18 protein-coding genes are annotated in these 21,899 nt (G+C 71.3%); 6 read left to right on the top strand and 12 right to left on the bottom strand.

All coding sequences use genetic code 11. The features are described 5' to 3' along the window. Positions 1–9 precede the first annotated feature (9 nt). The 3 genes from GVV76_RS05635 to GVV76_RS05645 form a co-directional block, all read right to left on the bottom strand. A complete protein-coding gene (locus GVV76_RS05635; protein ID WP_159625623.1) occupies positions 10–1,551 on the bottom strand; it encodes a S1C family serine protease in 1,542 nt (513 codons plus the stop codon). Positions 1,552–1,751: 200 nt separating this feature from the next. Next, positions 1,752–3,545, bottom strand: coding sequence for a 2-succinyl-5-enolpyruvyl-6-hydroxy-3-cyclohexene-1-carboxylic-acid synthase (gene menD, locus GVV76_RS05640; protein WP_159625625.1), 1,794 nt, complete (start codon positions 3,543–3,545; stop codon positions 1,752–1,754). 37 nt (positions 3,546–3,582) lie between these two features. Then, positions 3,583–4,698 carry an o-succinylbenzoate synthase gene (locus tag GVV76_RS05645; protein WP_159523662.1) on the bottom strand — a complete coding sequence of 372 codons (1,116 nt, stop codon included), beginning with the start codon at positions 4,696–4,698 and terminating at the stop codon, positions 3,583–3,585. A gap of 221 nt (positions 4,699–4,919) precedes the next feature. On the opposite strand from GVV76_RS05645, the gene GVV76_RS05650 reads away from it, so the two are divergent. Next, positions 4,920–6,218: a hypothetical protein gene (locus GVV76_RS05650; protein ID WP_159523664.1), complete on the top strand. Its 1,299-nt coding sequence runs from the start codon at positions 4,920–4,922 to the stop codon at positions 6,216–6,218. A gap of 25 nt (positions 6,219–6,243) precedes the next feature. On the opposite strand, the gene GVV76_RS05655 is transcribed toward GVV76_RS05650, so the two are convergent. Next, the gene (locus tag GVV76_RS05655) at positions 6,244–7,608 is read right to left on the bottom strand and encodes an arginine deiminase (RefSeq protein ID WP_413227747.1); all 1,365 of its coding nucleotides are present in this window, start codon (positions 7,606–7,608) and stop codon (positions 6,244–6,246) included. A gap of 88 nt (positions 7,609–7,696) precedes the next feature. Here GVV76_RS05655 and GVV76_RS05660 point away from each other — a divergent pair, with 88 nt between their 5' ends. Together GVV76_RS05660 and GVV76_RS05665 are read left to right on the top strand one after the other, a co-directional pair. Beyond that, on the top strand, positions 7,697–8,830 hold the full coding sequence (locus GVV76_RS05660; protein ID WP_159625627.1) for a 1,4-dihydroxy-2-naphthoyl-CoA synthase: 1,134 nt from the start codon (positions 7,697–7,699) through the stop codon (positions 8,828–8,830). A gap of 37 nt (positions 8,831–8,867) precedes the next feature. Continuing rightward, positions 8,868–9,443, top strand: coding sequence for a YagU family protein (locus GVV76_RS05665; protein ID WP_159625629.1), 576 nt, complete (start codon positions 8,868–8,870; stop codon positions 9,441–9,443). A 76-nt stretch (positions 9,444–9,519) separates the two neighbouring features. On the opposite strand, the gene GVV76_RS05670 is transcribed toward GVV76_RS05665, so the two are convergent. The 3 genes from GVV76_RS05670 to GVV76_RS05680 all read right to left on the bottom strand — a co-directional run bounded on the left by GVV76_RS05670 (position 9,520) and on the right by GVV76_RS05680 (position 12,720). Further along, positions 9,520–10,380, bottom strand: a complete 861-nt coding sequence (locus GVV76_RS05670) for an anti-sigma factor (protein WP_159625631.1) — start codon at positions 10,378–10,380, stop codon at positions 9,520–9,522. After that, positions 10,377–10,952: a sigma-70 family RNA polymerase sigma factor gene (locus GVV76_RS05675; protein ID WP_159625633.1), complete on the bottom strand. Its 576-nt coding sequence runs from the start codon at positions 10,950–10,952 to the stop codon at positions 10,377–10,379. The genes GVV76_RS05670 and GVV76_RS05675 overlap by 4 nt, the downstream gene beginning before the upstream one ends. 73 nt (positions 10,953–11,025) lie before the next feature. Continuing rightward, positions 11,026–12,720, bottom strand: a complete 1,695-nt coding sequence (locus tag GVV76_RS05680; protein WP_159523674.1) for a cytochrome c biogenesis protein CcdA — start codon at positions 12,718–12,720, stop codon at positions 11,026–11,028. Positions 12,721–12,922: 202 nt separating this feature from the next. Between GVV76_RS05680 and GVV76_RS05685 the strand changes: the two genes are divergently transcribed. Together GVV76_RS05685 and GVV76_RS10205 are read left to right on the top strand one after the other, a co-directional pair. Then, positions 12,923–13,210, top strand: a complete 288-nt coding sequence (locus GVV76_RS05685; protein WP_159625635.1) for a hypothetical protein — start codon at positions 12,923–12,925, stop codon at positions 13,208–13,210. Between the two features lie 435 nt (positions 13,211–13,645). Further along, positions 13,646–13,996, top strand: coding sequence for a hypothetical protein (locus GVV76_RS10205; protein ID WP_201292206.1), 351 nt, complete (start codon positions 13,646–13,648; stop codon positions 13,994–13,996). Between the two features lie 85 nt (positions 13,997–14,081). Here GVV76_RS10205 and GVV76_RS05695 read toward each other — a convergent pair whose 3' ends face one another. Next, positions 14,082–15,029: a 1,4-dihydroxy-2-naphthoate polyprenyltransferase gene (locus tag GVV76_RS05695; protein WP_159523680.1), complete on the bottom strand. Its 948-nt coding sequence runs from the start codon at positions 15,027–15,029 to the stop codon at positions 14,082–14,084. A 149-nt stretch (positions 15,030–15,178) separates the two neighbouring features. Beyond that, on the bottom strand, positions 15,179–16,498 hold the full coding sequence (locus tag GVV76_RS05700) for an AMP-binding enzyme (protein WP_159625637.1): 1,320 nt from the start codon (positions 16,496–16,498) through the stop codon (positions 15,179–15,181). Positions 16,499–16,580: 82 nt separating this feature from the next. On the opposite strand from GVV76_RS05700, the gene GVV76_RS05705 reads away from it, so the two are divergent. Continuing rightward, a complete protein-coding gene (locus GVV76_RS05705; protein ID WP_159625639.1) occupies positions 16,581–16,967 on the top strand; it encodes a PLD nuclease N-terminal domain-containing protein in 387 nt (128 codons plus the stop codon). A gap of 129 nt (positions 16,968–17,096) precedes the next feature. On the opposite strand, the gene GVV76_RS10595 is transcribed toward GVV76_RS05705, so the two are convergent. From GVV76_RS10595 to ppdK, 3 genes are all read right to left on the bottom strand, one after another. Beyond that, positions 17,097–17,825 (bottom strand): zinc transporter, encoded by a 729-nt coding sequence (locus GVV76_RS10595; protein ID WP_268891785.1) that lies wholly within the window; start codon positions 17,823–17,825, stop codon positions 17,097–17,099. A gap of 131 nt (positions 17,826–17,956) precedes the next feature. Next, the gene (locus GVV76_RS10600) at positions 17,957–18,598 is read right to left on the bottom strand and encodes a DUF6318 family protein (protein ID WP_159625643.1); all 642 of its coding nucleotides are present in this window, start codon (positions 18,596–18,598) and stop codon (positions 17,957–17,959) included. 537 nt (positions 18,599–19,135) lie between these two features. Further along, entirely contained in the window at positions 19,136–21,850 is a 2,715-nt protein-coding gene (gene ppdK / locus GVV76_RS05720) for a pyruvate, phosphate dikinase (RefSeq protein WP_159625645.1), read from the bottom strand. Between the last annotated feature and the right edge of the window lie 49 nt (positions 21,851–21,899).

A 21,899-nucleotide genomic window follows, 5' to 3' on the forward strand; every position in this document is an offset into this window, starting at 1 on the left:
CGACGTGGTTCAGGAGGTCTTCTCGGCCAGAGTGACCTTGATCTCCTGAGACTTGCCGCCCCTGATGACGGTGAGCGTCACCTCGTCCCCCGCGGAGTACTGGCGGACGAAGCCGGTGAGCGCTGCGGCCTGGTTGGTCTTCTTGCCATTGATCGCCGTGATCACGTCGCCCTGCTTGACGCCGGCGTTGGCCGCGGGAGAGCCCTGCTCCACACTGCCGACCTCGGCGCCGGCGCGCAGGACGCCGTCAGCCTCAGCGCCGCCGTCACCGATGCTCACCCCCAGGTAGGCGTGCGACGCGCTGCCAGTGGCGATGAGCTGGTCGGCGACCTTCTGGGCGAGCTTGACGGGGATCGCAAAACCGATGCCGATCGACCCCGCCTTCTCGCCCGAGGAGCCGGAGCGCCCGGTCGAGGCGATCGAGCTCGTGATGCCGATGACCTTGCCACTGCCGTCGAAGAGCGGCCCGCCGGAGTTGCCGGGGTTGATGGCGGCATCGATCTGGATGGCGTTGGTGTAGACCTGCGAGGTGGGATTCTTCCCCCTGTCGAACAGGTTGTTGAGCAGCCCGCCGAGGTCCCCCGACTGCGGTCCCTGCTGGGACGGATCGGAGCCCTTGGAGGGATCCCCGGTGTCCTCCCGGGTGGTCACCACGGGGCGGTCGAGCGCGGAGATGATGCCGGTGGTCACCGTGGAGGACAGGCCCAGCGGGTTGCCAATCGCCATGACGCCCTGGCCGGTCGCGAGGGAGTCCGAGTCCCCGATCTGCGCCACGGTGAGGTCGCTCGGGGCGTCCTTGAGCTTGATGACGGCCAGGTCCGTGCTGGCGTCCGTGCCGGTGACCTCGGCGCCGTAAATGCGCCCGTCGGCGAGGGTGACCATGATCTTCGAGGCCCCCGCGACCACGTGCTGGTTCGTGAGGATGTGCCCCTTGGAGTCGTAGATGACGCCGGAGCCGACGGCGCCGCTGTTCCCCACGGACACCGTGATGGACACGACTGAGTTCGACACGGCGGCGGTGACGGCCTGCCAGTCCGGGGTCGTCCCCTGGGAGGTGACGGTCTGCGTGGTGGAGCCGGTCGCGACGGCGGTGGGCGAGGAGCCGGCGCTCTTCGGGGTGGAGGCGCCATCGGTGTCGTGGCGGAAGGCGGCGAAGGTACCCCCGGAGGCGAGCAGGGCGGCGGCCACGGTCATGGCGATCATGGAGCCCCAGCCGGGCCCCCGCCGCTCCTTCGTGGGGGCCGCGGGGACGGGGGCCCCGCCGTCGACGGCGCTCATGGCCGGCGGCACCGCGAAGGCGTCGGTGGTGGGCGCCGCGAAGGCGTCGGTGGTGGGGTAGTGGCCCGGCTGAGAGCCCGGACCGAAGTCGTAGCCGGCGGGGGCGGTGGGGGCGGAGGTGTAGGTCTCGGTGGGCGCGGCGGGATCGGTCATGCGCGCCGCCGCGGGGACAGAGCTGTCTGCGGGGGCGGGGTCGGAGGGAGCCAAGCTGTGCGGATTGGTGGCGCTGGCGCCACCAGTCGGCTGCCCGTTCGACTCGTCGTAGTTGCTCATGGTCTCCTCTGAACCTCCTGGATGGGGCGCGCGCCTGATCGACCCGCGTCATCAACTGCTGTCTGCCGCATGGTAGACCGGGGAGACTGTGTCTTCTCTTCTCGCCACCTGTGGCCGGGCTGTGCGCGTTCTCCCCTCATCAGTGATCTCCCTGGCAGCAAGGCCCGTTACAACTTGGTATACCGGCGCCCAGGACGGGCTCAGGCCAGGGCGACCCGTATCACGCTCAGCCCGCGCACCGGCTCCGCCAGGGCGCGCTCGAGGGCGCGCGCGTCGCCCGCCTCATGAACAGCCACGCCCAGGGCCCGGGCCAGGGCGGTGATGCTGCCGCACTGAGGGGTGGCGAAGAGGCGGGCGAATCGCTCATCCCCCGGCACTCCCGCGTACTCCAGGCCCTTGAAGATGGCGCCGCCGGCGTCGTCGAGGACGATGACCTGGAGGTCGGGCTCACGCTCATGCTCGCCGCGGCCGAGCGACATGGCGTCGTGGAGGAAGGCCAGGTCCCCCATGACCGCGCGAACCGGCCCTCCCGAGGCGAGCGCCAGGCCACTGGCGGTGGCGATCGTCCCATCGATGCCGGCCAGGCCCCGGTTGGCGACGGCGGTGGGCGCGGGCGCGCCCACGGGCGCGAGCCGGTCGAGACGACGAATCGTCATGGATGAGCCGACGACGAGCAGGGGGGCCTCGGCGCCCGCGCGATCGGGGGCGCAGGAGGCCCAGACGGCGAGGGCGGCGTCGTCCGCGGTGAGTGCGCCCAAGTGGGGGGCATCGGCCTGCGCGGGGGAGCCGGCCCCGGCGCCGAGCGGCGCCGAGAGAGGGTCGAGGGCGCAGACGGCGCTCGTCCAGTCGGCCGCCCAGGCACGCCCCCCGCCCCCGAGGAGGCGCGCGATCCGCTCCGCCTGGCCCGCCCGGCCGCCGGGGGTGCCGGCGGGCTCGACGGCGATGACGCGCCCCGCGGTTCCGGCGACGTCGGTGATCCTGGCCCGATCGGCCAGGACGCTGATCCGGGCGTCGTGGCGGGCCAGGAGCGCGCTGATGGGCCGGCTGAGGCTGGGGTGGCCGACGACGAGGATGCGGCGCACCCTCGATGCCAGGTCGCGCCCGGCGGTGGTGGCGAGCAACTCGGCGTATCGGGGCTGCGCGGTGGAGCCATGGCGCGCGCCCGAGGTCGGCTCGGCCAGGAGCGGCCATCCGAGGCGTTCGGCCGCTCTCGCGGCGAGGTCGCCGAGGGCGGGGTCGGGGCAGTCGCCAGCGACGACGAGCCCGGGGGCGCTACCCCCCTCTCCCGTGGCGGGGGCGGCGGCATCCCAGACGGCGTGCGGCGCGGGGGCGGGGGCCTCCCAGACAGCCGGGCCCGCGAGGGCGGCGCGCGAGGGCGGCTCCCCCAGGATGGGCCCTCCGCCCGGCGTGAGCGGCGGGCGGAATCGGGCGTTGATATGGGCGGGGCCCGGATCGCGGGTCAGCGTCCCGGCGGCGGCGAGAACGGCCCTGCGGACCTGCCCGGTGATGGCCGCCCGCCCGGGCTCCTCACCCAGTCCGGCCGGGCCGGGGGCCGTGAGATCGGCGGGGATGTCGACGGTCGCGCGCGGAGCGAGCGCGAAGATGCCCGCCTGCGCGGTGGTCTGGTTGGCGCCAGTGCCCACGAGCTCGTGCGGGCGGTCGGTGGAGATGACGACCAACGGGATGCCGGCGGCATCGGCCTCAGCGAGAGCCGGGTGGAGGTTGGCCACGGCGGTGCCGGAGGTGGTCACGACGACGGCGGGGGCGCGCCGGCCCTCCAGGAGGGCCGCGCGGCTCATGCCCAGGGCGGTGAAGCCGGCGCTGCGCTCATCCAGGACGACCCGCAGGCCCAGGAGCCCGGCGGCCTCCGCCTCGGCCAGGGCGTAGGCCATGGGGGCGGATCGCGATCCGGGGCTGAGGACCGCCCAGCGGACACCCGTGGCCACCAGGGCCTCCACGATAGCGGCGGCAGCGGTGAGTGAGGGGGGCTGCATCGGTCCTCGGCTTCGTCGTGAGCGCCGTCGGCGCCGGTCAGATCGGAAGGCCACCGACGGCGGTCGAGGCGTCGCGCGCCTCCCGCTCCCGTCGGGCGGTCAGGGCCCCGAGCATATGGGCGAAACGGGACTGCCACTGGGAGACGGTCTCCTCGCCGGCGAGCACGGCGCCGAGGATCGCGTTGGACAGGTGGGGCGCGCGCACCGGGAGCGAGCCGCCCGCGGGAATGGCGGAGGGAACGGCGACGTCGCGCGAGAGCAGGCGGATCGTGCCCAGCCCGCAGGCGCGCCCGAGCACGGGCAGCGCCGCTGCCAGCCGGGTGCCCTCGGAGATGCCGATGGTCGTGTCCAGGGAAGAGGAGACGACGGCGGGCAGCCCGAGCCGCTCGGCCATCGCGAGGGCGCGGGTGACCCCTCCCAGGGGGGCGACCTTGAGGATCGCCAGGTCGGCAGCCCGCAGGCGAGTGACGGCGAGGGGGTCCGCCGACAGGCGGATGGACTCGTCGGCGGCGATCGGCACGCTGAGGCGCTTGCGCAGCGCGGCGAGGTCGTGGACGTCGGAGCAGGGCTGCTCCACGTACTCCAGGCCCGCCGCGGCGCGGTCGAGGATGGGGATGTGGCGGGCGGCGGCGTCGAGGTCCCAGCAGCCGTTGGCGTCGATGCGGATACGGCCCTCGGGGCCGAGGGCGTCCCGGACGGCCTCGAGCCTCTTGATGTCCTTGCGCATCGAGTCGCGCCGCCCGGCGACCTTGACCTTGGCGGTGCGGCAGCCCGAGGCGACCACCATCTCACGGGCCCGCTGCTCCCCCACCTCGGGGATGGTCACGTTGACGGGGATGTGGGTGCGCACGACGGGGTGCTGGGGGGCAGGGGCGCCTCCGGGTCCGATGCCGGTGGCGGCCTCAAGGGCCGCGGCGAGCCACGGCGCGGAGGCGTCGGCGTTGTAGTCCCAGAAGGGGGCGGCCTCGCCCCAGCCCGCGGGGCCGTGGATCAGGACACCGTCACGACGCGTCAGACCGCGGAAGCGGGTGGTCAGGGCGATATCCCAGACGACGATCCTGTCGATGTCAGCCAGGAGGCCGGTGCGGTCATTCTCCCGGAGAGCCCCCAGGTCGAGCTCTCCGCGGATCCGCGCATGGGAAGTGGGAGTCACGCCCCCAGGATAGCCAGAGGTCCGCGGTTCCAGGGCTCGCCGTCTCCAGGCCATGGGGAGCCCCGGGTCGGAGTCCCAGGTCATGGAGCGCCCGGCTGTGTAGCGCGCCCGGGGGCAACCCGGTGCGAGCCGCGAGGATCCGTGGCATCCTCGATCCCATGGTCGCTGATCCGCCGCCCTCATCGAGTCCCCCACCTGCCCCGGGAGGCCGGGCTCGCGCCGTGGTCTCAGTCGTCCTAGCGCTCAGCGTGCTCCTGGGAAGCGGCGCCGCCGCCTACGCGGTCTTGAGGTCCTCGGCGCCGAAAGCCCTCAATGAGCTCATCTCCCCCTCCAGGAACACGTGGTCGACGGATTGGCTCAATGGGACCGAGGAGGCATGGAGTTATGGCGGCCTCGAGTCCCCGAGCACCCATGAGGAGGACCGGGTCAAGGTCATAAAGGCCGGCTCCAAACTCGTGCGCTTCATCATCCGGGGCGAGTCCACCCTCGTCACGGTCCTGCAGGAGTCCGAGAGAGGGGTCGAGCTTCTCTGGGAGCAGGACCTCGGCCATGCCCTGCCGGAACCCGGGGTGTGGAAGAACTGGGTGGTCGACGGCGGCGACCTGATCGATCTCGACACCCAGGAGCGCGTTCGCGCTCCGTGGCCGGCCGATGCGACGGTCTCCGCCGCTCACGGCATCGCGATCGCCTGCGAGGGCCTGACCTGCACGCTGTGGACCTCCCGCTACGACGATCGCTGGACAAGGACGATCGAGTCCTCCAACAGCACTATCGCGGTGGGGCTCAGCGCACTCAACAATAACCGGTACGCCCTGGCGTTGGGAGACCTGAACCTCCAGAAGAGCGATAAGGTCACCACGGAGTTGCTCGCCCTGGACCTCGAGAACGGATCTACCCGATCCATGGGTCAGATCACGGGCGCCGCCCTCGTAGCGCCCCTGTCCGATGGCTGGCTCGTCGGCATCTCGGACAAATTCGAGGATGAGGAGCGAGTCTCCCTGTACTCCCCCGACGGCACCCCCCTCGGAGACGCTCGCCGGGACGACTCAAAGGACTACGGCACATTCCCCTACTCCCCCACGCCGATCAGCGCGGAGCAGGCCCGCGCCTGGATCGAGAACGCGGACACCTCCTGGGCCCCATCGACGATGAAAGTCTCCGCGGAGGCGAAAGACGGCACCTGCTCCGCCACACTCGTTCACGGTGACGCGACCCTGTCCATGCCGGGCATCAACTCGCTGACCCGACGCAGCCGCACTGGCACCGGTAACGGCGCCGAATGCCGGCTGCTGCCGGTCACCTACACGACGATGATGGGAACCGGGCCGTTGGCCGAAGTGCGCGAGGTTCGGGATCATGACCTGTACCTGCACCTGGTCGATCCCGGTTCGGGCGCCGAGTCGGGGGCGATGAGGATCGGGGACCTCTCCTCATGGAACGTCACCCCCGACGGCGGCGAGCTCATCGCCTACGACGACTCGGGGCGCCTGACGGCCTACCGCCCTAAGCCCGCTGCCTGACGCCCCGCGGCCGCGCGCAGCACGCTCACACGGCGTCGCGGGTGATGGGGCAGGTCATGCAATGGCCGCCGCCACGGCCCCGGACGAGCTCGACGCCGGGGGTCTCGATCACCTCGACGCCCGCGGCGCGCAGCGCCTCATTGGCGCGCCGGTTGTGGGCGTAGCCGATGACGAGGTTCGGGGCGAGGGCGACGACGTTGCAGGAATCGCGTGCCAGCTCCCGCAGGGCCTCGGCCTCATCGGTCATGTCGGGGCTGATGATTCGGAAGGAATCGATGCCTGCCGCCCGGGCCAGGACCTGGTCCATTTCGGCGCCGTCGTGGATCGTGACCTTCAGGCCCGGCGTCGCCGAGCCGTGGGTGGGGCCGGGCTCGATCTCCACGGTGGTGACGTCGTCGAAGCCCGCGAAGCGCAGGTAGGTGTCCGGGGCGACCATCGACATGAGGGTGTCCAGGTGCATGACGGCATCGAGCTCGGTGTAGAAGGCGCGATCGGGCATGTGGACACCGATGACGCGGTCCGCGGCGCCGTCGGCGAAGAGCCGGGAGGCCAGGCGCTCGACGCCCGCGGCGGTGGAGCGGTGCGAGAGCCCCACGACGAGGGTCCGGTTGCCCATCACCTGGATGTCGCCGCCCTCAACGGTGGCGCCCGTGGCGTGGCGCGGGGTGGACCAGAGCACGGCCCGGTCGGCGAACGCGGGGTGGTAGCGGTACACCGCCTCGTAGTTGGCGGTCTCACGGCGACGGGGGGCCAGGGCCATCGGGTTGAGGTGGCAGGCGCCGTACATCCACGAGGAGGCGTCGCGCGTGAACAGGTGGTTGGGCAGCGGGGAGATGACGAACTGGCCCTCGAGAGTCGACAGGAAGGTCGTGGCGAACAAGATCCTGGAATCGGAGGCGTCAAGGCGGTCGCGCAGCTCAGCGCGGGTGAGGCCCGCCAGGAGGATCTCGGCGAGCTCGGCGTCGGGCAGGCCCCCGAGGTAGGCGGTGAGCACCTCGGAGGTGGACAGTCCCACCTCCTCGGGGCCCACGGCCTGCTCCAGGACGAGGGCGCGGGCCTCGGGCACGGCCAGGGACTCGGCGAGCAGGTCGCGGAAGTCGTGGACGATGACGCCGTGCCCGCGCAGGATCGCGGTGAGGGCGTCGTGCTCGGCCTGGGCGAGCTCGACGTCGAGGGCGTCGTCGAACAGGAGGCTGTTCGCGTTGATGGGCGTCAGGCGGGAGACCTCCGCGCCGGGCCGGTGGACGATGACCTCGCGCAGCCGGCCGACCTCAGAGTCAACCCGCCCCCCGCCCTGGGTCGCGGGGATGGCCTGGCGATGGTGGGCGCCGCCCGCCGCCACGGGCTCTGCGGTGGCGCGGACGGCGTTGGCGGACGCGACGCCTGGCATCGTGCGAGGCGCGGCACTGGGCTGGGACTCGTTCATGGCCCCAGCGTAACGGCGCTCCCCCCAGCGCCTCTCGCCTACCCTGATGCCCATGACCTCCGCATCTTCTTCGTCAGCCCCATCCACCCCTCCAAGGCCGTCCGCGCCCGCCCCCGGGCACGCCAGCACCGCGAGGGGCTCCGAGCACCCCCTGCCCCGCCGCGTCTCGGAGATCTTCGACCCCCTGCGCTGGAGGGAGATCGAGGGCTTCAGCGCGGGCGAGCTCACCGACGTCACCTACCACCGCGGCTGCGAGCGGGACGCCGAGGGTACCTGGCTGCGGGACCTTCCCGTGGTACGGGTGGCGATCAACCGCCCCGAGGTGCGCAACGCCTTCCGGCCCCGCACCGTCGACGAACTCGCCGCGGCGCTCGACCACGCGCGCATGAGCGGCGACGTCGGCGCCGTCATCCTCACCGGCAACGGCCCCTCCCCGCGCGACGGCGGCTGGGCCTTCTCCTCGGGCGGGGATCAGCGCATCCGGGGCCGCGACGGCTACCTCTATGAGACCGATGACGGCGCTGCCCGCGCCAGCGGCACCGCCGCGGCCCCGCAGGGCCCGGCGCCGTCGGGGGCCTACTCCCATGAGGCCGATGTGGCGGCGGCACGGGCCCGCGCGGACACCGCCCGGGCGGGGCGCCTGCACATCCTCGAGGTCCAGAGGCTCATCCGCATGATGCCCAAGGTCGTCATCGCCGCGGTGAGCGGCTGGGCCGCCGGCGGCGGGCACTCGCTCAACGTCGTGTGCGACCTGTCGCTGGCCTCTATCGAGCACGCGCGCTTCAAGCAGACCGACGCGAACGTGGGCTCCTTCGACGCCGGCTACGGCTCGGCGCTGCTGGCCCGCCAGTGCGGGGACAAGCGCGCCCGGGAAATCTTCTTCCTCGCCCGCCCCTACGACGCCCACGACGCCGAGCGCTGGGGCGTGGTCAATGAGGCGGTGCCCCATGCCGAGCTGGAGGAGCGGGCGCTGGAGTACGCCGCCATCGTGGCCTCCAAGTCGCCCCAGGCGATCCGCATGCTCAAGTACGCCTTCAACCTGGCTGATGACGGCCTGGCCGGCCAGCAGGTCTTCGCGGGGGAGGCCACGCGCCTGGCCTACATGACCGATGAGGCCGTCGAGGGCCGGGATGCCTTCCTAGCGCGCCGCGAGCCGGACTGGTCCCCCTTCCCCTACTACTTCTAGTTATATTCCACGGCACATCGACCAAGGAGATCTCCCCATGTCATCACTGCTTACCAGGACGGATCCGGCCCGCCGCCGCATCGGCGCGGCGATCATCGTCGGCCTCATCGGAGGCTTCTTCTCCGCCATCGTGAAATTCGGCTGGGAGGTCCCCTTCCCGCCCCGCACCCCGGGCATTCGCTCGGAGACCAACCCCCCGCAGTCGATGCTGGAGTGGTTCGGCATGTCCCATGACGCCTCGCACGCCACGGTGACCTTCAACAACAACCCGGCGCCGATCATGTCCTTCATCGTGCACTTCGGCTTCGCGATCGTGTTCGCGCTCATCTACTGCGTCCTCGCCGAGTACTACCCCGGCATCAAGCTCTGGCAAGGCGCCGCCTTCGGCATCCTCGTGTACGTGGGCGCGCACGTCGTCGTCATGCCGCTGCTGGGATGGGCACCGAACCCCTTCCCCTGGGTCGCTGGCGCGCAGACCTGGTCCGAGCACTTCTCGGAGTTCTTCGGGCACATCGTCTGGCTGTGGAGCATCGAGGTGGTGCGCCGCGATATCCGCAACCGGATCACGGGCGAGCCCGACGCCGAGGCGCCCCTGGCCGAGGGCGCCCGCTGACGCTCTCCTCCTCGCGCGCGAGCGGCCCCGGTACCGAACTCGGTACCGGGGCCGCTCACTGCTCGGGCCAGGCGTCTCAGGCGTGGCTGGCGGCGGATGACGACGGCGTGGAGGCCGGGCCGCTCGGCCCCGCGCCCTGGCCGCTCCCCCCATCGCCGCCCTGCCCACCGACGGCGAGGACCACGAGCGGCCGCGTCGTCGGCTGGGCGGAGCCCCCGGCAGGCTCTGCCGTGATGAGGACGCGCTGCCCGGGCTTCGGCATCATGGGGAGGAAGGTGAAGGTAGTGCCCTTATCGGGGGCGTAGGTGCCCAGCGAGGTGATGCCCGAGGTCGGATCCTCCAGCCACATCTGCAAAGCGGTCCCACCGGTCGAGGCGGACATCGCCGCCGGGAGCGACAGGGCCGTCATGGACATGCCCTCGCTCCAGGTCAGCGTGGCCACATGCCCGTCGGACATGGTGTCAGTGACGCGCCGGACGTCCTGGGCCTGATTGAGGTGGGTGTAGTCGATCATCGGGGTCACGTGCTCCATGGCGGTGTCATGGCCGCCGTCATAGCCCGATCCGTAGCCGCTGCCGTACCCGGCGCCGAAGCCCGCGGCGATAAGCGCGACGGCGGCCGCCGCCTGGGCCGTGTAGCGCCAGGCGCGGCGGCGGCGCAGCGGGATGACGGGGGCGAGCTCCTCGGCGTCGTCGGAGCCGCGAGGGGCGTCCGCGCGTCCCGTCTCCGAGTGGTCGCCGGGGGCCGGGGCCGCCCCGTCCTGCTCGACGCCCTTGATCCGCTCCAGGAGCGCCGCGCGCATCCCGGCGGACGGCTCGACGGGGGTCAGTGATGCGCCGAGGAGGGCGCCGGTCTCGCCGTCGAGGAGCTTGCGGAGCTCCTCATCATCAACGCCGATGCGCGTTGCCGCGGTCATGTCCTGTCCCTCCCTGCTCATCGTTGCTCTCCTAAGTGCGTTCTCATCTTGGCCATCCCGTCCCGGATGCGGCTCTTAACGGTGCCCAGCGGCACGCCCATCCGCTCGGCGATCTCGGTGTGGGTGAGGCCGGTGAAGTAGGCCAGGGCGATCGTCGTGCGGTGGGGCTCCCCGACGGCGTCGAGGGCATCGCGGACCCTGCCGGCCTCCATGCGGTCCTCCACCTCTGCCGCGGTGACGTCGCTATCGGGCAGGTATCCCTGCCAGGCGTCCTCGCGGTCCCTCGCGGCCTGGGAGGAGCGGACCCTGTCGATGGCCCGGTGGCGCGCCATGGTGACGAGCCAGGCCCGGCCCGTCCCCCGGGAGGGGTCGAAGGAGGGTGCTCGGCGCCAGGCCTCGAGCATGACCTCTTGGAGGACTTCCTCGCTCTGGGACCGGTCGATGACGATGCGGATGATGAGGGCGAGGAGGCGCCCCGCCCAGGCGTCGTACAACTCGGCGAAGGCATTCTCGTCCCCCTGGGCAACACGTCCCAGGAGAGCGTCGGCCTCGTCTCCGTGCTCAGTGCGCCGCTGCTTTTCCACACTGCGCATAGTACGGGCCCGGTGGGGCGCCTCCTCATCGTTCTCCTCCTCTCTTCCCATTCGCAGCCGGGGACTGCACGCCTCACCCGAAGGTGAAGGAGTACAGGGAGACCCCCGGGTCAACCGTGAGCTCCAACTCCCCCGACGAGGGCTTGTCCATGCTCACGAGCTCATTGGTGTTCGGCGTTCCGGAGATGTGGGTCGTCTTCTCCTCGCCGTCGGCGTTCTTCCAGGTGATGTTCCCCTCTCCGGAGGCCACGAGGTAGACGTTCTTGCCCTTCCAGGACAGGCGCAACTTGCCGGGAGCGCCATCGGGGCGGATCTGCTGGCCCTCGACGAACCAGGCTCCTTCGAGGGCGAAGCTGCTCGTCCTCTGCTTGGCGGGGAAGGTGAAGTTCCCGGGGCCGGGCTTGAGGACGCCACCGGCGAAGTACTGGGCGCGGTCGGAGCCGAGGTAGGTCTCAGGGCTGCGCTCCGCAGAGACGTCGGGGGCGTTGTCCGCTTCACTGAAGATGGGCTCGGGGAGCTGGGCGGAGGGGTTGGCCTGCCTGAGCAACTCGCGGACGAGCTTCTCGGTGGTCGCCTCGCCGCCCTCGCCGAACTTCACCTGGCGCAACTCCCCGGTGGCGTCCACGAGGTAGTGGGCGGGCCAGTAGTGGTTGTCGAAGGCGGTCCAGGTGGCCAGGCTGGAGTCGACGGCGACCGGGTAGGTGATCCCGAGCTTCTGGGCACCGGCGCGGACGTTGTCAACCTCCTTCTCGAAGGCGTACTCCGGAGAGTGGATGCCGATGACCTGCAGACCGGAGTCCTTGTAGGTCTTGTAGAGCCTCTCAAGACCCGGAATGGAGCGCTGGCAGTTGATGCAGGAGTAGGCCCAGAAGTCCAAGAGCTGGACCTTGCCCTCGCGGTCGGCCGCGGTCAGCGCCTGATCGCCGGGGGTGTTAAACCATGCGTTGATCCCGGTCAGCTCCGGGACGGTGCCGCAGTTCTCCAGGTGGTCGGCGCCGTCGACGCAGGCCCCCCGGCCCTCGGAGTTCTGACGGGTGGAACTCAGCGCCTGATCCGTCTTGGCCTGGAGGGAGGCGGTGTAGTCCGGCAGGGAGCGCTGAACGGCGGCGGGCAGGTCGGTCACCAGGGCGACGGCCAGGAAGATCATCATGGCGCCGGCGGCGATGCGCACGCCCTTCTGGCGCGTGCGGAAGGCCTTGAGGCGCTCGGTGATGCCGCGGCCGGCCAGGGCGAAGAACAGCAGGGGGACGGCGGTTCCCAGGCCGAAGGAGACGGCGAGGGCGACCGTGTCGGCGCCGATCTTGCCGGTGGAGCCCGCCACGGAGACGGCGGCGAGCACGGGCCCGGCGCAGGGCACATAGGCGGTTCCCAGGACGAGCCCGAGGAGGAATCCGTTCGTGGGGCGCTTGCCGCCTCCCAGGCTCTGGAAGCGCGCGAAGGGGCGCTCGATGATCTCCATGACCTTCGGGATGATCATGGCCACGCCGATGAGGGCGAGGAGCACCACGCCGGCCCAGCGGAGCGTGTCCTGCGGGAGGCCCAGCAGGTTGAGCAGTGTGGAGCCGATGAGGGTGAAGGTGGTGAAGCTCAGGACGAGGCCGCCGACGACGAGGTAGGGGTGCAGGCGCGAGGGGGTCTTCCCACCCTCGCCCTTGGCGCCCTGGGCGCCGCCGGATAGGAGGATGACGGGCAGGACCGGCAGGATGCACGGTGATATGCCCGTGATAAGGCCTCCGAAGAAGCCAATGAGGACAAGACTGATGAGCATCTGGGCTCCTAAGCGTGTCTGTGTGATTGATTCACCCCTTGTTCGGCGCCGGGCGGTCAGTGGATGGGTGGAACGACGATGGACGATGCATGGCGAGCGTCACATTGATTGATCCGATCCGGCTGGGCCCCAGCCCCGAACGAGGGGTGATGGCTCGCCACGAGGCAGGCCTGACCTAGAACCTTCGTAGAGGAGAACTCCCATGCGTATTCGCACCGCTCGCACCGCTCTTGCTGCTGGCCTCATCGCCATTTCCGCGGTGGGCCTGGCCGCCTGCGGCTCGTCCAGCGACTCGAAGGACACCAAGCCCGCCGCGACCTCCACCGCCGGCAAGATGTCCGACGGCAAGGGCGACAAGATGTCCGACGGCAAGGGCGACAAGATGTCCGACGGCAAGGGCGACAAGATGTCCGACGGCAAGGACAACAAGATGTCCGACGGCAAGGGCGACAAGATGAGCGACGGCAAGGCGACTGACGCCGCGAAGTGACCCCCGCGACGAACGCGGAGTAAAAGCTCCCTCGGCGCGGCCTCTGAGTTGGGGAGAGGGCCGCGCCGAGGGCTCGTCGTACCCGCTGGCGGTCGACCGCATCACGATGCGGTCGGCCGCTTTTCTACGCCTGAGGGGGGAGGGGCGCCGACGGGCCGATCAAGTCCGTGAGGACCGGCGCGGATGGGACCCGTGGGCACTCCTTGAGACGGGCCCCGGGAGATTCCCGCCGGCACGAGCGGGAGGAAGCGCGACGGATTGGCCCGCGATTCCGGGCCGCGCAGCAATCAGGGGAGGCCAGAGGAGTCCCGCGACCACCAGCGCATATGGGGAGTATCACAGAATCCACAGTGATCTATTCGTTATGGTGTCGCGACCAGACCGAGACGCCGCGCTTCTCGCGCGCTCGCATCACCCCAACACCAGGAGAAGCACATGCGCATTCGCACCACCATGGCCGCCGCCCTCGTCGCCATCGCCGCCCTCGGCGTGGCCGCCTGCGGGTCCTCGAACTCCGGCGGCTCCGTGAGCACGACCCCCGCGGCCACCACGGCTCCGGCCACCACGGCTCCGGCTGCCACGGACGCCGGGGCCTCCGCCGAGCCCGCTGGCTCGATGATGGATGACTCCACCACGGACGGCGACAAGATGGGCGACGGCGGCGCCATGGGCGACAGCGCCTCCGAGGCCCCCGCCGACTCGATGAGCGACGACTCGATGAGCGACGACTCCATGAGGGACGACTCGATGAGCGACGACTCCATGAGCCCGGACAGCGGCAACTGAGACCCGCGAGCGGCGGCGCCCCGGCGCCCCGTCCAGTACTGCCCAGTACTCGGCGGGCGCCGGGGCGCCGTCGTGCCCGAGGGCCTCAAGTCCCCACGATGAGGAAGGCCAGGCCGATGACGACGCCGTAGACGAGCTCGTACTGGCCCGCGTTGCGAAGGGAGCCGATGAGCTCGTGGCCGGTGGCCCCGGCGCGCACGGCGGTCGTGGCGCGCCAGGCGAAGGGGAACACGATGACGAGGGGGCAGACGACGTCGACGATGGCCACGACGTCCCAGGCGCCGCCGACGGCGGTATGCGCCCAGACGAGCGATCCGGCGGCGATGAGCACCGGCATGAGCACCATGACCGTGTAGGCCCTGCGGGCGCGGGACTCGCCGAGGCGCACGGCCAGCGTCCTCTTCCCGTGGACGGGATCGGTGTTGATGTCGCGCAGATTGTTGACCATGAGCAGGGAGCAGGCGATGAGGCCGATCCCACAGGCGGCGAGCCAGAGCCATCCGGGCACGGCCCCGCCCTGGACGTAGGCGGTGCCACAGGTGGCCACGAGCCCGAAGAAGACGAAGACGAACACCTCTCCCAGGCCGGCGTAGCCATAGGGGCGAGGACCACCGGTGTAGAACCAGGCGGCGGCCACGGCGGCCACGCCGACGCCGATGAGCCACCACTGACCCGTCAGAGCCACCAGGGCGAGTCCGAGAGCCGCGGCGATCCCGAAGCAGGCGAAGGCGGCGAGCTTGACGGCGCGGGGCGCCACCTGCCCCGAGGCGGTCAGCCTCGGCGGCCCGGTGCGCTGATCGTCCGTGCCGCGCACGCCGTCGGAGTAGTCATTGGCGAGGTTGCAGCCGATCTGGAGGGCCAGGGCGACGCCCGCCGCGAGCAGCGTGCGAAGCAGGGACCCGACACCCAATGAGGTGGCGGCGCCAGCTCCCAGGAGGACGGGCGCGACGGCGGCGGGCAGAGTGCGCAGGCGCACGACCTCCGCCCAATTCGTAGCGCGGACGGGCGATTCCTGGTGGACTGGTCTGCTCATGGGGTCCTCTCGGAGGGGATGCGCCTGAGAGCCTATCGCGGGCGACCGTCCGCGCCCACGACGGGCTGGCCGCGCGGGAGAGCCCGTGGATGGGCCGCGCGTGGAGAACGGCGCCCGGGGGCGCGTCAGGGGCCGCCCGCGGATCGGGATCAGGGGCCCGGCCGGGAGGCCCCCGGCCGGCTCGGCTCGGCCAGGAGGGTGGCGACGGCGCGCCGGTCGGGCTTGCCAGGGCCTCGCTGGGGCAGTCCGGGCACGACGACGACGCGCTTGGGGGCCCTGGCGCCCGGCAGGGCGGCGCGCGCGGCGGAGCGCAGGGCCTCGGCATCCAGCCCTCCGCCCCCGGTGGCCTCGGGCACGACGGCGGCCGCCACGGCACTGCCCCACCGGGCATCGGGAATCCCGACGACGCAGGCCTCCCCGACCCCTGGCAGGCGCAGGAGAGCGGCCTCGACCTCATGGGGGTCCACCTTGATGCCACCACTGATGATGACGTCGTCGAGGCGCCCGAGGACCGTGAGGCGACCGCGCCCGTCAAGGCGACCGCGATCAGAGGTGAGCAGGAGGGGCCGCCCGTCGCGGGCGGTGAAGCGCGAGGAGGGCTCCTCGGCCCCGGGCCCGCCGGGAGGCTCGCGGTGGGCGTATCCGAGGGCGAGGACGGGGCCCGCCAGGGCGATGCGGCCCGCGCCGGTGGTGTCGGGGTCCTCGATGGTGACGGTGACGCCGTCGAGGGGGGCGCCGTCGTAGACGCAGCCGCCGCCGGTCTCGCTCATCCCATAAGTGGTGACGATGGGGATGCCGGCGCCGCGGGCCCGGGCGAGCAGGGCGGCGTCGGCGGCGGCCCCGCCGAGGAGGACGGCGCTGGCGCGGGCCAGGGCGCGGGCGCAGTCAGGATCCGCCAGGGCACGCAGGAGCTGGGTGGGCACGAGGGAGAGGTAGACCGGGCCGCCGCTGGTGGCGAGGGCGCGGGTGAGTCCGTCGGTGAGCGCGCCGGTCGTGAACCCGCCGGTGGCATCGACGACGATGGGCTCAATCCCGGCCACGAGCGAGCGCACGAGGACCTGGAGCCCGGCGACGTGGTGCGCAGGGAGGGCGAGGACCCAGGTGCCGGGCCCGACCAGGCGCGCGTGGGTGGCGCGGGCGGAGGCGGCAAGAGCGGTGGCGCTCATGGCGATGAGGGAGCCGGTGCCCGTGGTGGAGCCCGAGGTGCGCAGGAGGACGTCGGCGCGGGCGGCGGGGCCGAAGGGGTCGAGACGTCGCGCGAGGTCGGCGCGGACGTGGGCCTCATCCTCATGCGGGGCGATGGGGACGAGTAATGGGCGGGAGGCGGCGCCGGGCGCTGGGGCAGCCGTGGAGGGGGCGGGGCGGGAGGCTTCCAGGGCGAGCAGGGGGATCAGGGCGGCCCGGAGCCCGGCGACGGCGTCGGGATCGGTGCCGCCGCGCAGGAGGAGGGGGGCCGGGCGCGCGCTCACAGGGGCATCCTCGCATCGCTCGCGCCATCGCGCCGCCCGGACTCGGCCCGCCCGCGGTCGACGACTCGGATATGGTGGGGGCGTGCGCGCCGTTCTCATCGTCCTCCTGTTCGCCCTGGCGATCTACTCGGTGCTGGACTGCGCCCGCACCCCGGGCGAGGACATGCCCGCGCGACTCCCGAAGCCCATGTGGCTCCTCATCATCCTGGCTCTGACCGGTGTGGGGCCGATCGCGTGGATCATCACCTCGCGGGTGAAGGCCGCTGAGGAGCGCGGGGGCGTCGTCGAGCCCAAGTTCTGGTCCTCGCGCGAGGCAGTGGAGTTCCGCCGCCCCGAGAGGCCGCGGCCCCTGGGCCCAGACGACGACCCGGAGTTCCTGCGAAGCCTGGAGCGGGACATCCGCCGTCGCCGCCGCGACGAGGCCGAGGGTGACGACGGGGCCTCCCCCTCCTCCCCCAGCGCCCCATAGCCCCTCCCCTCCCCTCCCCTCTTTCATCGAGACCGGTCGAAATCACGAGCGAGACCGGTCGTTATGAGGAGCGAGACCGGTTGTTGTGAGGGGCGAGACCGGTTCGGGGGTGGGCTTAGTGGGGGTGGGTTAGTGGTTGTGGTGCTCTTCGGCGTCGTCGGTGAGGTAGGGGACCAGGCGGCGGATGCTGAGGGGTGGCGCGGCCTGGGTGGTGGTGATGTAGCCGTCGACGGGTTTCCAGGTGGTGGTGCCGGTGGGGCGGTAGCGGGCTTGCCAGGTGGTAGTCAGGGTGACGGTGACGTTGTCGGCGGTGGTGGCGTACAGGTGGGTCACGGTCTGGTGGGGGTAGGGATGCCCGGGGTCGGTGGTGGTCGTGGTGGTGCCATCCCCCCAGTTCCAGGTGTAGGTGGCGGGCGTGGCCTCGATATCCACGCGGGTGGGGCCCACGGTGGTGGATAGTGTTCGAGTGGCGGGGTTGGTGTGGGCGATCAGGGGCATGTGCAGCAAGATGGTGTCCCCGGGTGGTTGGAGGGTGATGCCCGAGCCCTCGACGATGAGGGTGGCCACGTCGCGGGAGGTCAGGATGATCGGGGCCGGGGCGGCCGGGACCGGTGCGTCGGCGGGTGCGGGTGGTTGGGGGCGCGTGGGGGCTGGTTGGAAGCGGCACGCGCCGATGTCGTTGCCCTGGGCGTCTTGCCCGTCGCAGATGTGATCGCCCTCCACCGGCCCTGCCTGGGACTGCCCGGCAGAGACCACCACTGCTGGCCCGCCCCCACCATCCCCACCGGCCCTGCCGTCCCCACCGGCCGACGGCGAGAAGCCAAGCCCAACCCGAACCTCCTTGTAAGACGATGACATCACGGTTACTTCATTGTCGGAAGCTTTACCGAGGAGTTCCCGGTCCTTGCCTTCCGGACCATGGCTTTCGGATGGCGCCACAAGGGGCGAGGAGAATATTATCAAGGCGGCCACCAGAGTCGTTCGCAGCATCATTTCACCGATACCCCTCCGACGCGCCACATGCCATCACTGTACCGCAGTATCAAAAAGATCTTCGCCTCTTCGACTGGATCTTCGACCAACTCGCCGTGACGGTTCATTGTTGTTGACTCTCCTGATATCACGGTGAATCTAATCCCGCAGTACTCCTTCCCCTCCCCTGGGGGGTTGTACTCGATGTTCGTGATCCTTAGGGTCCACGAATTGGCCCATCCTCCGCTTTTGTGGAGCGCGGTGGCGTCGTCGATGGCGGACTTGCAGAAGACGCAGCGATCCTCGCTCATGGCGGCCAGGTCGGTGGTGTCGCCGGTGACGAAGGCGTAGCGGTAGAGCTCGAAGAAGCGCACGGCGGCGCGCACGGCGCCTTGCTGGGTGTTCTCAGTGGCCTCCGCGGGCATGGGGGGCTTGGGCATGGCCAGGGCGGTGGCTCTTTGAGCGGCCAGCTCGGGGCTGAGTGAGGGGGCCGCGCTGGCACTGGGAGTGGTCGCCGCGCTGGCGGGGGTTTCGGCGGGGGTGGTGGTGTGCTGGGTGGGCGACGTCGTCGGAGTAGTCGGCGCCGGGGCGGGGTCCTTGGCGCAGGCCGTCAGCAGTCCCGGCGCCAGGGCGCAGCAGGACACCAGCGCCAGCGCCACCGGGCGAGCCCACCGGCCCATCCGCGCCTCGAGGCGCCCACGGCGCCGGCCGGGTGGGTGAGGGGTGGCGCCGCGTTGTTGGGGCGCAGCGGGGTCGCCGGCGTGGGTTGGCGAGGGGCGGGGCGCGGGGGTCATGGGTTCTGGGGCCTTCCAAGCGAGGAGTCGATGCGGTCATGGACCAGGGCAAGCGCGAGGCCCCAGGTCGGCCCCAGACGACGGCGGCATCGCCGTCGGGCCCCAACCCTAGGACCCCACCCACCCCCGGCGCTAGACCCCACCGCCAATCTGTGGAAAACCCCCACTAACCCCGCCCCACCAGCACCACCCTGTGGACAACCAACCGGTCTCGCCCTTAACAACGACCGGTCTCGCCCGTGTTTTCGACCGGTCTCGGCGGGGGGGGGGGGGGAAAAAAAGAGGCGGGCACGGGGCGCGGGGCACGCCGGGACGCGCGACGGCGCCCACCACCCCACGAGGAGGCGATGGGCGCCATCACCGGTGGCCCACACGAGGCCGCGGATGAGCGCGGCACGAGGCCTACTGCCGGTCCGGCTCCGGGGTGAGGACGGCGGCGCGGCCGGCCTCGAGGCGCGCCACGGGGACGCGGAACGGGGAGCAGGACACGTAGTCGACGCCCGCGGAGTGGAAGAAGGCGATGGACTCGGGGTCTCCGCCGTGCTCGCCGCACACGCCCATCTTCATCCCGGGCTTGGTCGAGCGGCCGCCCTCGACGCCCAGGCGCACCATGGCGCCCACGCCGTCGACGTCGATGGACTCGAACGGGGAGGTGCCGAAGATCGCCTCATCGATGTAGCGGCCCACGAAGGAGGTCTCGACGTCATCGCGGGAGAAGCCCCAGGTGGTCTGGGTCAGGTCGTTAGTGCCGAAGGAGAAGAAGTCGGCCTCCTCCGCCACGTGGGAACTGGTGACGGCGGCGCGGGGCAACTCGATCATGCAGCCGATCGGGAAGGAGAGGTCGTAGCCGGACTCGGCGCCGACCTCGGCCAGGACGGCCTCGGCGCGCTCGCGGGCGATCTGGAGCTCCCGGACGGAGCCGATGAGCGGGATCATGATCTCGGGGCGCGGGTCTCCCCCGGCACGCAGGCGCTCGACGGCGGCCTCGGCGATGGCGCGCACCTGGAGCTCGATGAGCCCGGGCATGGTCAGCAGGAGGCGGGCGCCGCGCAGGCCGAGCATGGGGTTGGCCTCGTGGCTCTTGCGCACCACGGCCAGGAGGGCCTCATCCGCGGGGTCGAGGACCCCCTTCTCCCGGTCGACGGCCACCTTGACGCTGAGCTCGGTGAGGTCGGGGAGGAACTCGTGCAGGGGCGGATCGATAAGGCGAACGGTCATGGGCTTGCCGTTCATCGTCTCGAACATCTGGACGAAGTCACCCTTCTGCAGGGGCAGGAGGGCGGCGAGGGCCGCCTCGCGCTCGGCATCGGTGGAGGCCAGGATGAGGTTCTGGACGAACTTCTTGCGCTCGCCGAGGAACATGTGCTCGGTGCGGCACAGGCCCACGCCCTCGGCGCCGCGGTGGATGGCGTGACGGGCATCGTCGGGGTTGTCGGCGTTGGCGCGCACCGCCAGGCGCCGGACCTTATCCGCGTGGCGCATGAGGCGGTCGACGCTGGTGATGAGCTCGCGGTTGTCGACGTCGCCGGCACTGTCCAGGGCGATCTCCAGGCCGCGGCGCAGGTAGGTCATGACGGGCGAGTCGGCCACCTCCACCGAGCCGAGGAAGACCTCGCCGGTGGTGCCGTCGATGGCGATGATGTCCTCGCTGGTGAGGAGCTCGTCGCGCCCGGCGACTCGCACGGTCCTGGCGGCGGCGTCGACCTCGAGGGCCTCGGCGCCGCACACGCAGGTCTTGCCCATGCCGCGGGCGACGACGGCGGCGTGGGAGGTCTTGCCGCCGCGCGCGGTGAGCACGCCGGAGGCGGCCACCATGCCGGGCAGGTCGTCGGGGTTGGTCTCGCGTCGCACGAGGATGACGGATTCGCCGGCCTCGGCGCGGGCGACGGCCTCGGCGTTGTCGAAGGCGATGAAGCCGACGGCGGCGCCGGGCGAGGCGGGCATGGCCTTGGTGAGCAGGTCCCGCTCCCCCGTGGTGGAGAACTGCGGGAACATGAGCTGGTTGAGCTGTTCCCCGGTAACGCGGGTGAGGGCCTCGTCGGTGGTGATGAGCTTCTCGTCGACGAGCTGCGTGGCCACGCGGAAGGCCGCGGCGGCGGTGCGCTTGCCCACGCGGGTCTGGAGGAGCCACAGCTTGCCGCGCTCGATGGTGAACTCGATGTCGCACAGGTCGCGGTAGTGGGTCTCGAGCTTGCGCATGGCCGCGCGCAGGTCCTTGTAGGACTCCGGGTCGAGGGACTCCAGGTCCGCCAGGGACAGGGTGTTGCGGATACCGGCGACGACGTCCTCGCCCTGGGCGTTAACGAGGTAGTCCCCGTAGACGCCGGAGCGGCCGGTGGAGGGGTCGCGGGTGAAGCAGACACCGGTGCCGGAGGTCTGCCCCATGTTGCCGAAGACCATCGTGCACACGTTGACGGCCGTGCCCAGGTCGTGGGGGATCTTCTCGCGGCGCCGGTAGATGTGGGCGCGCTCGGTGTTCCAGGAGCGGAAGACGGCCTCGGTGGCCATGTCGAGCTGGCCGCGGGGGTCCTGGGGGAAGTCGATGCCGGCCTGCTCGCGGACGATGGCCTTGTACTCCTCGACGAGCTCGCGCAGGGCGTCGACGTCGAGCTCATAGTCGAGAACGACGCCGCGCGAGGCCTTCTTGGCGTCGAGGGCGCTGGAGAAGTACTCGCCATCGATGTCCAGGACAGTCTTGCCGAACATCTGGATGAGGCGGCGGTAGGAGTCCCAGGCGAAGCGCGCGTCCCCGCTGGCCTCGGCGAGCCCATCGACGGAGGAGTCGTTGAGGCCGATGTTCAGGACGGTCTCCATCATGCCGGGCATGGAGAACTTGGCGCCGCTGCGCACGGAGACGAGCAGGGGGTCCTCGGGGGCGCCGAGCTCGCGACCGAGTTCCTCCTCGACCTGCCGCAGGGCGGTGGTCACCTGGACGGCGAGCTCGTCGGGGACCGCGCCGTCGGCGAGGTAGGCCCGGCAGGCGTCGGTGGTGATCGTGAAGCCGGGGGGAACGGGCAGGCCGAGGCGGGTCATCTCGGCGAGGTTCGCACCCTTGCCGCCCAGGAGGTCCTTCTGGTCCTTGTCTCCCTCACTGAAGCGGTACACGTACTTGGGCATCCTTGCCCCTTTCAGTCGTCAGTCGCGCGGCATCGCGCTGGTCAGGCCT

This window comes from Actinomyces sp. zg296 (assembly GCF_009829695.1).
Lineage (GTDB): Bacteria > Actinomycetota > Actinomycetes > Actinomycetales > Actinomycetaceae > Actinomyces > Actinomyces marmotae.

What these genes read in the sequence shown, in the direction of transcription:
- GVV76_RS05680 (WP_159523674.1), bottom strand. Translation starts at nt 12,720, where the DNA reads ATGCTCATCAGTCTTGTCCTCATTGGCTTCTTCGGAGGCCTTATCACG.
- GVV76_RS05670 (WP_159625631.1), bottom strand. Translation starts at nt 10,380, where the DNA reads ATGAGCAGGGAGGGACAGGACATGACCGCGGCAACGCGCATCGGCGTT.
- ppdK (WP_159625645.1), bottom strand. Translation starts at nt 21,850, where the DNA reads ATGCCCAAGTACGTGTACCGCTTCAGTGAGGGAGACAAGGACCAGAAG.
- GVV76_RS05655 (WP_413227747.1), bottom strand. Translation starts at nt 7,608, where the DNA reads ATGCCAGGCGTCGCGTCCGCCAACGCCGTCCGCGCCACCGCAGAGCCC.
- GVV76_RS10595 (WP_268891785.1), bottom strand. Translation starts at nt 17,825, where the DNA reads ATGTCATCGTCTTACAAGGAGGTTCGGGTTGGGCTTGGCTTCTCGCCG.
- GVV76_RS05685 (WP_159625635.1), top strand. Translation starts at nt 12,923, where the DNA reads ATGCGTATTCGCACCGCTCGCACCGCTCTTGCTGCTGGCCTCATCGCC.
- menD (WP_159625625.1), bottom strand. Translation starts at nt 3,545, where the DNA reads ATGCAGCCCCCCTCACTCACCGCTGCCGCCGCTATCGTGGAGGCCCTG.
- GVV76_RS05695 (WP_159523680.1), bottom strand. Translation starts at nt 15,029, where the DNA reads ATGAGCAGACCAGTCCACCAGGAATCGCCCGTCCGCGCTACGAATTGG.
- GVV76_RS05635 (WP_159625623.1), bottom strand. Translation starts at nt 1,551, where the DNA reads ATGAGCAACTACGACGAGTCGAACGGGCAGCCGACTGGTGGCGCCAGC.
- GVV76_RS05665 (WP_159625629.1), top strand. Translation starts at nt 8,868, where the DNA reads ATGTCATCACTGCTTACCAGGACGGATCCGGCCCGCCGCCGCATCGGC.
- GVV76_RS10205 (WP_201292206.1), top strand. Translation starts at nt 13,646, where the DNA reads ATGCGCATTCGCACCACCATGGCCGCCGCCCTCGTCGCCATCGCCGCC.
- GVV76_RS05660 (WP_159625627.1), top strand. Translation starts at nt 7,697, where the DNA reads ATGACCTCCGCATCTTCTTCGTCAGCCCCATCCACCCCTCCAAGGCCG.
- GVV76_RS05675 (WP_159625633.1), bottom strand. Translation starts at nt 10,952, where the DNA reads ATGCGCAGTGTGGAAAAGCAGCGGCGCACTGAGCACGGAGACGAGGCC.